The organism is Actinocorallia lasiicapitis, from assembly GCF_054778695.1.
In genome coordinates this window covers 1-7,400 of sequence record NZ_BAAGZI010000300.1, presented here as the reverse complement: position 1 = coordinate 7,400, position 7,400 = coordinate 1, and the positions used below count along the sequence as shown (strand labels likewise).

8 protein-coding genes are annotated in these 7,400 nt (G+C 70.2%); 7 read left to right on the top strand and 1 reads right to left on the bottom strand.

What is annotated here, in order from left to right; genetic code table 11:
* The 6 genes from ACYVE7_RS25460 to ACYVE7_RS25435 form a co-directional block, all read left to right on the top strand.
* Nucleotides 1-451 (top strand): EamA family transporter (locus tag ACYVE7_RS25460; RefSeq protein ID WP_460367914.1); only part of this gene is annotated, 451 nt, incomplete at its 5' end.
* Between the two features lie 93 nt (nt 452-544).
* On the top strand, nt 545-1,465 hold the full coding sequence (locus tag ACYVE7_RS25455) for a DUF5954 family protein (RefSeq protein WP_460367913.1): 921 nt from the start codon (nt 545-547) through the stop codon (nt 1,463-1,465).
* A 60-nt stretch (nt 1,466-1,525) separates the two neighbouring features.
* Nucleotides 1,526-2,686: a cytochrome b gene (locus tag ACYVE7_RS25450; protein ID WP_460367911.1), complete on the top strand. Its 1,161-nt coding sequence runs from the start codon at nt 1,526-1,528 to the stop codon at nt 2,684-2,686.
* Nucleotides 2,687-2,844: 158 nt separating this feature from the next.
* On the top strand, nt 2,845-4,452 hold the full coding sequence (locus tag ACYVE7_RS25445) for a serine/threonine-protein kinase (protein ID WP_460367909.1): 1,608 nt from the start codon (nt 2,845-2,847) through the stop codon (nt 4,450-4,452).
* Between the two features lie 71 nt (nt 4,453-4,523).
* Nucleotides 4,524-4,991 (top strand): MarR family winged helix-turn-helix transcriptional regulator, encoded by a 468-nt coding sequence (locus tag ACYVE7_RS25440; RefSeq protein ID WP_460367906.1) that lies wholly within the window; start codon nt 4,524-4,526, stop codon nt 4,989-4,991.
* Nucleotides 4,985-5,485, top strand: a complete 501-nt coding sequence (locus tag ACYVE7_RS25435; protein ID WP_460367904.1) for a hypothetical protein — start codon at nt 4,985-4,987, stop codon at nt 5,483-5,485. The genes ACYVE7_RS25440 and ACYVE7_RS25435 overlap by 7 nt, the downstream gene beginning before the upstream one ends.
* Here the strand turns inward: ACYVE7_RS25435 and thiI are convergent.
* On the bottom strand, nt 5,470-6,681 hold the full coding sequence (gene thiI / locus ACYVE7_RS25430; RefSeq protein WP_460367902.1) for a tRNA uracil 4-sulfurtransferase ThiI: 1,212 nt from the start codon (nt 6,679-6,681) through the stop codon (nt 5,470-5,472). The two genes, ACYVE7_RS25435 and thiI, sit on opposite strands and share 16 nt — an antisense overlap.
* Nucleotides 6,682-6,779: 98 nt before the next feature.
* On the opposite strand from thiI, the gene ACYVE7_RS25425 reads away from it, so the two are divergent.
* Nucleotides 6,780-7,400 (top strand): carboxymuconolactone decarboxylase family protein (locus ACYVE7_RS25425; protein ID WP_460367901.1); only part of this gene is annotated, 621 nt, incomplete at its 3' end.

Sequence of the window (7,400 nt, the reverse complement as noted above, 5' to 3'; positions counted from 1 at the left end):
GCTGCTCGGCGGCGGCGGTGACGCCGACCCCCTCGGCATCGGCCTGGCGCTGCTGGCGGGCCTGACCTGGGCGATCTACGGAAGCTGTGTCGCCGCGCTGATCCGCCGCGGCCACGGCGAACGCCAGGTCGCGGGCGCGACCTTCGGCCTCGCCGCCCTCCTGCTCCTGCCGGTGTTCGCCGCCGGCTCGACCGGCTGGATCCTGACCGCCCCCGGCCTCACCGTCGCCCTCTACCTCGGCGTCATCACCACGGCAGGCGCCTACCTCCTCTACGTCCGCGGCCTCCGCACCGTCCCGGTCGCCACCGCCATGACCCTGACCCTCGCCGAACCAGCCGTAGCCGCCCTCATCGGCCTGGCCTTCCTCGGCGAACACCTCACCCCCGCAGGCTGGACGGGCCTCCTCCTCGTCGCCGCTTCTCTGGCCCTCCTCGTCAAGGACGGTCGGTAGGATCCCTGCCGGACGAGAGGGCGGGGTGACGCGCTGGGGATAAATCGGCGATCTGACTGCGGAATTTTCGGTTGGCTTGCACCATGGGGGGTTATGGACGACGACGCCCTGCCACGTGACCTCGCCGACCTGGCGGACCCGGTCCGCGCGGTCGCCGCCCAGGACGCGCTCCGGGCTCAGCGGGAGTATCCGCTGATGGTGCTGGCGGGGCCGATGTTCGGGGTCGCCGAGGAGACGCCGCACGGGTGGCGGGTGCTCAGCCTCGGTGAGGCCACCCCGCAGTGCAGCCGCGACGACCTCGCCAACCATCTGCGGGACCTGCGCGGCGACCCCGACTACCAGGACGCGGCCCGGATCCTCGACTGGGAACGGCACGACGAACTGACCGTCGCGGGGCGCCGGTTCCGGGTGATCCGGGTGGAGCAGGTGCTGCGCGTCAACGAGACCGAACCGGAACCGCCGCGCCCCACCGACCTCGACCCGCGCGTCCCCTACGCCCACCCGGACGAGATCCTGCCGGCGTTCCCGCCGCCGCAACCCGAGCTCGCCGCCCAGTTCGTCGCGGCACTGTCCCGCCCGACCTTCCTGTCACACGAGGCGCTCAACGACGCGCACCGCGCGGCCGCCACCCACCCGATCCTGCATCCGATGCGTCCCGCGTTCTCGATCGCCGAATACCTGCATGACGGGTGGCGTGCCGCGACGGCCGCGTGCCCGACCCCGACACACGCCCGCAACTCCCTCGCCGACTACCTGCTGAACGTGCTGCCGGTGCTGGAACATCCCGGTCCCGCCCTGCTCACCGCCTACGCCGACGCCGCGCATCTGCTGACGGCGGCACGGCTGCACCAGGTGCACGTCGAGGGACGGCACTGGCGTGTCGTCCGGCTGGAGAAGGTGGCCAGGCTCGGCCCGGACGGCCCGGAGACGCCGCGCCCGTCCGACTTCGACCCCGACCCTCCGATCGAGGTGCTCGCCCTGCAGTTGCGTGCCGAAGGCCTGCTCGAAGACTGACGAGGCGCGCGTCACACCCCCCGGATGTCACGTTCCCGCGGGCGGGTTTGTCATAGAGGTATGAACCCGCTCCGGACGATGTTCAGCCAGATCGCGCTGTACTCCTTCGTGGTGCTCCTCGCCACCGGCGCGTACCTCACGGCGTTCTACGACCCCTCGATGACGACGGTCCCCTACGACGGCGCGTACCTGCCGCTGCGCGACGTCCCCGTCAGCCACGCCTTCGACTCGACCGTCCACCTCAGCCTCGACGTGCGCGGCGGGCTGCTGATGCGGCAACTCCACCACTGGGCGGCGCTGCTGTTCGTCGCCGCGATCTGCCTGCATCTGCTGGCGAAGTTCTTCGGTGGCCACTTCCGGCACTGGCTGCTGTGGGTGACGCTGCTGCCGCTCGCCATGGTCGCCGCGCTGAGCGGCACGATCCTCCCCGACGACCTGCTGTCGGGCGGCAGCCTCGGCCTGCTGCAGGGCGTCCTGCAGTCGATCCCGCTGATCGGCACCCGGCTCGCGTTCTGGCTGTTCGGCGACGGGATCCCCGGCAGCCAGATCATCGACCGGATGTACTGGGCGCATCTGCTGCTGCCGCTGGTCATCGCGGGGCTCCTCGCTGTCCGGGAGCTACGGGAGCGGCCGCGCCACTCGGCGGCGTTCTTCTTCGCGGTGTGCGGGGTGCTCTGCGCGCTGGCGACCGCGGTGCAGATCAACCCGATCTGGAAGCTTGGGCCGTCCCGGCCGGGTGACACGACGTCGGGTGCTGTTCCCGGGTGGTATCTGGGCTTCCTCGACGGGGCGATCCGGATCATGCCGGGGTGGGAGCCGTCGGTGTTCGGGCGGCCGCTGACGTTGGCCGTCCTGGTTCCTGCGGTGCTGGTGCCCGGGGTGTTCTTCGCCTTTCTGGCGGTTTATCCGTGGCTGTCGCGCAGGCTTCCGATGGACCGTGCGGCGACGGGGGGTGGGCTGGTCGCGTTCTATGTGGTGCTGTGGGGGGCGGCGGCCAACGACCAGTTCGCGTTCCATTTTCATCTGTCGTTGTACGCGGTCACGTGGACGTTCCGGGTCGCGGTCTTTGCCGTTCCGCTGCTGGTGTACGCCGGGATCGTCCGTATTCGCCTCGGTCTGGCGCGGCGTGAGGAGCACGAGAAGATTCACGGTCGTGAGACGGGGCGGATCGTGATGGACGCTGAGGGGCGTTTCACCGAGCTCACCGTGCCGCTCAGGTGAGGTGCCTGCGTTGATCGTGTCGAGCTGCGGCGAAGTGACCGTTTCGGCGCCGTCAAAGGGTCGCTTTGGCACTGCTCGACACGATCATGCTGTGTGAAGGGGCTGCCGGGAGGGTCGGGGATCTGGTGGAATGTGCGGATCGTCTTCGGGGAGGCAGCGTGCGCGAGGGGCTCGAACTCGGCGGACGCTACCGGCTGACCGGCCTGCTCGGGCGGGGCGGGATGGGTGAGGTGTGGCGTGCCCGGGACGGTCGGCTCAATAGGGACGTCGCCGTCAAGCTGCTTCCCGTTCATGAGCATGCCGATGCGGCGAGTGTCGCGCGGTTCCGGCGTGAGGCCGAGATCGCGGCGGCGATCAGCCACCCGGGCATCACCACGGTCTTCGACATCGATGAGCAGGACGGTCTGCTCTACCTGGTGATGGAGCTGCTGCAGGGGTCCGACCTCGAGGCGCTGCTCCGCTCCCACCCGTCCGGCCTGCCGATCGGCCAGGTCACGGCGATCGCCGAGGGTCTGCTGGACGCCCTCGCCACCGCCCACGCGGCGGGTGTGATCCATCGCGATCTCAAGCCCGCGAACGTGATGCTGCTGCCGTCCGGCCGGATCAAGCTCTGTGACTTCGGGATCGCGGGGCTGTCGGACGCCACCCGCATCACCCGCACGGGGATGCTGGCGGGGACTCCGCTCTATATGGCGCCCGAGCAGTTCCGGGGGGCGCGGGCCGACCCTCGGACGGATCTTTATGCGACGGGCTGCCTGCTTTACTCGCTGCTGACCGGATCGCCCTGGATCGATCCGTCCGATGGGCTCGCTTCGGTGCTCTATCAGCAGCTCGAGACCGTACCCGTGCCGCCGCGTGAACGCCGTCCCGAGATCCCCGAGCATCTCGACGCCCTCGTCGTCGCGCTGCTCGCCAAGGACCCGGCCACCAGGCCGTCTTCGGCCGAGGAGACCGCCCGGTCACTCACTCCCCCGACGGAACCCGCCTTCGCACCACCTCCCGCGCCCGCGCCAACCCCGCCCCCGCCGCCCGTGCCCGCACCCGCGTCGGCGTCGGCGGACGTGTCCCGGTCGCTCTCGCCGTCGCCCGGCGCTGCCCCTCGCCTCCACGAGTCCACGCTGCCCGACCCCGGTCTCACAGCGCCCGCGTTCGAGGCTTTGCCGTCCGGTCTCCGGGGATCGCGCGGGACGAAGGCCAGGTTGAGTACTGCACTCATGGGTGTCGCGGCGCTCGCGATCGTGCTGATCATCACGGTTCTGATCTTCAAGAATTCAGGGCCGTCCGGCATCCCCGGTGCGACGGCCGCGGGCACGGTGCTCAAGGTCGGCGAGACCGCGCACGTCCCGCTCCAACGGGTCCCCTACGGTGGCGCCCGCCTCCTGGACGTGACCGTCACCAAGTTCGAACGCCTCACCACCGACTGGCCGGGGCAGGTGGTGTGCGCCCATGTGACCCTCCACAACACGGGAACGACGGCCATCGCCAAGGAATCCTTCGACCGGACGCTGGCCCGCACCGCGTTCCGTCCCGTCACGGACAGCGGCGCGTCGGTCGGGTTCTTGGCTCAGTTTTCCGACGAGGAGAACATCCTGTTCAAGAAGAAAACGGGCTGCGGCACCTTCACGGAGGCCGATCTCGCACCCGCCGCCACCGTCACGGCCACCCTCCAGTTCGTGGGCCCGCCCCCCATGGGCACCGCTCAGGAGACCACCACCGGTATCAGCTACACCCTGGGTCCTGACTACGCCGTCCGCTGGGTTCCCTGACGTGGCCGGACCTTCCACATAGATGGCTTGCCATATATTCTCATGGCAAGCCATCTATTTCAGGGGGCGTCATGAATGAACTCCGTGCACCGATCGATCGGCATGAATCGCTGGGGTACCAGGTCAACCATCTGGCGCGGCTGCTGGAGCAGGCGCTGCGCGTCCGTATCGCCGAGCACGGGGTGGTGCCCGGCCAGTTCGCCCAGCTCCTCGCCCTCTACGCGGAGGACGGCGTGACCCAGAACCAGCTCTGCGAACGGGTCCGCATCGACCAGTCGACGATGGCCCACACCCTCAAACGGATGGAACGCGACGGCCTGATCGAGCGGACCGTCGACCCCGCCGACCGGCGCCGCTCCCACATCACGCTGACCGGGCGGGCCCGCGACCTCCAGCCCGTCCTGACCGAGGCCGCCCTCGACGTCAACCGGCAGGCCACTCGGCCGCTGTCCGAGGAGGAATCCCGGACTCTTCTGGCGCTGCTCACCCGGGTGATCACCGGCCTGGAAGCGCCGCCTGAGGGCTCGGCGTCATGCTGAAGCGCGCCCATCCGATCGCCGGATTTCTGGCGTTCGCCACGATCCTGACGTTCTGGGTCGCGACGGCGGCCGCCGAACTCAGCGGTTCCGAACCGGCCGTCACCCAGGTCAAACAGACGATCCCCTGGGGGTTCCTCGTCCTGATCCCCGCCCTGGTGCTGACCGGCGCCAGCGGTTTCCGCCTGTCGGCCGGATCCACGGCCCGGCTCGTCGTCGCGAAACGCCGCCGGATGCCGTTCATCGCCGCCAACGGCGTGCTCGTCCTCGTCCCGACCGCCCTCGCCCTGGCCGGCCTGGCCGCGGACGGCGACTTCGGCACGCTCTTCTGGGCCCTCCAAGCCGTCGAGCTGGCCGCCGGCGCCGTCAACCTCACGCTCCTGGCCCTCAACCTCCGCGACGGCCTCCGCCTGACCCGGCGTCGGACGAACCGAGCGCGATCCGAGCGGAGCGACGCCCCCGGAGAGCGCCTCCCACGGGGTCAGTCGGAGCCGTAGGTGGGGTGGTGTTCTTGGAGGGAGTTGGCTAGTTGTTCGGCTAGTTCTTCGGCGTCCAGGCGCTTTTCGATCTGGCGGAGGTCGGCGATCTTGGCGGCGGTTTCGGGGCGGCGGGGGGCGAGGATGGAGCAGCAGTCCTCGTCGGGGAGCTCGGAGATCGAGAGGGTCTTGACGCGGCGGGCCTGATCCATGATCTCGGATTTGTCCATGCCGACCAGGGGGCGGAGGATCGGGAGATCCACGGCGTCGTCCAGGGCCGTCATGTTGATCAGGGTCTGGGAGGCGACCTGGCCCAGGGAGTCGCCCGTGATGAGGGCGCCGGCCCTGCGGCGGTCGGCGAGGACCTCGGCGGTCTTCAGCATCAGACGGCGCTGGGCGATGATCGCGAGACGGTCGTCGCCCGCGGCCTTGATCTGCTGCTGGGCCTTGCCGAACGGGACGACGAACAGCCGGGAATCGCCCTGGAACTTATCCAGCTCGCGGACCAGCGCGTAAGCCTTGTAGATCGACTCGGGGCCGGTGAACGGCATCCCCGAGAAGTGCAGGTAGTCGACGCGCAGGCCGCGCCGCATCATCCGGTAGGCGGCGACCGGCGAGTCGATGCCGCCCGACATCAGCACCAGGCCCCGGCCCGACGAGCCGACGGGCAGGCCGCCCTGGCCGAGCGGGCCGTCGGTGTACACGAACACCTCGTCGCGGTCGACCTCGATCGAGACCGTGATGTCGGGGCGCTTCAGATTGACCGGCAGCCCGAACTTGACGTTGATCGCCGAGCCGACCGAGACGCCCAGCTCGGCGCTGGTCACCGGGAAGCGCTTGTCGCGGCGGCGCGGCCGGACGGCGAACGAGCCGCCGCCCGCCGTCAGCGGATGCTGCGCGACGACGTCCAGCGCCGCCTGCGTGGTGGCCTCGACGGTCTTGTCGACCCTCCACACCCGGTGGACGATCACGATCCCCATGACGTCCTCGAGCCGCTGCGCGACCTTCTCGACCCGCTCGGCGTCCGCCCCCGGCACCCGGATGACGATCACGCCGGAGCGCTGCCAGAGGTCGATCTTCTCGCCGGTCGAGGCGACGGCCTTGCGGATGTTGTTCTGCAGCCGCTGTTCGAACTGGTGGCGGTTCTTGCCCTTGAGGACGATCTCGCCGAGCTTGAGCAGGACACAGGGCTCACCGATGGCATTCGCCACGGTCATGATCAGAAACCTCCGCTGGACGTTCAGGGCTACCTTTCAGTTTAGGTCCTAGAATCAGACTGGTTTCCCAGCCTCCCTCCAGGCGAAGGAACGTGCCCGTGCCCGTCGATCCCGCCCGGCCGTCCGTCAACACCCGCTGGCCCCTCCCCCGCATGCCCCGGCTCCGTCCGGCGCTGCCGCTGCCGTGGTTCCCGCCAACGACCGCGGCCGGCGCGGTGCTGGTGCGCCATCCCCGGCTGTTCTCGGCGCTGTTCCCGCTCTATCTGGCGTCCTATCCGGCGCTGGCGCTGAAACCACGCGAACGCGAGCTGGTGATCTTGCGGGCGTCGTGGAACGCGGGCGGCTACTACGAGTGGGGCCACCACGCCAACGTCCAGCGGGCGCTGGGCCGCGACTGGGCGTGGATGCGCCGGATCGCCCTGGGCCCCGACGCCGACGGCTGGGAGCCCCGCCAGGTCGCGCGGCTGCGGGCCGTGGACGAGCTGTACACCGACCAGCGGATCGGCGACGACACCTGGCGCCGCCTGTACTTCCTGTCGCCGCGCCAGCGCACCGAACTCTGCCTGGTCGCCGGGTTCTACGACGCGGGCGCCTCCCTCTACGGCAGCCTCGGCGTCCCCTACGACGGCTGGAGCCGCACCCCGCTCACGCTCGCCTCGCCGCCGCCGCGCACGGCCCCGCTGCGCGACACCGGCCCGCTCCCCGCCCCGATCCCGGCG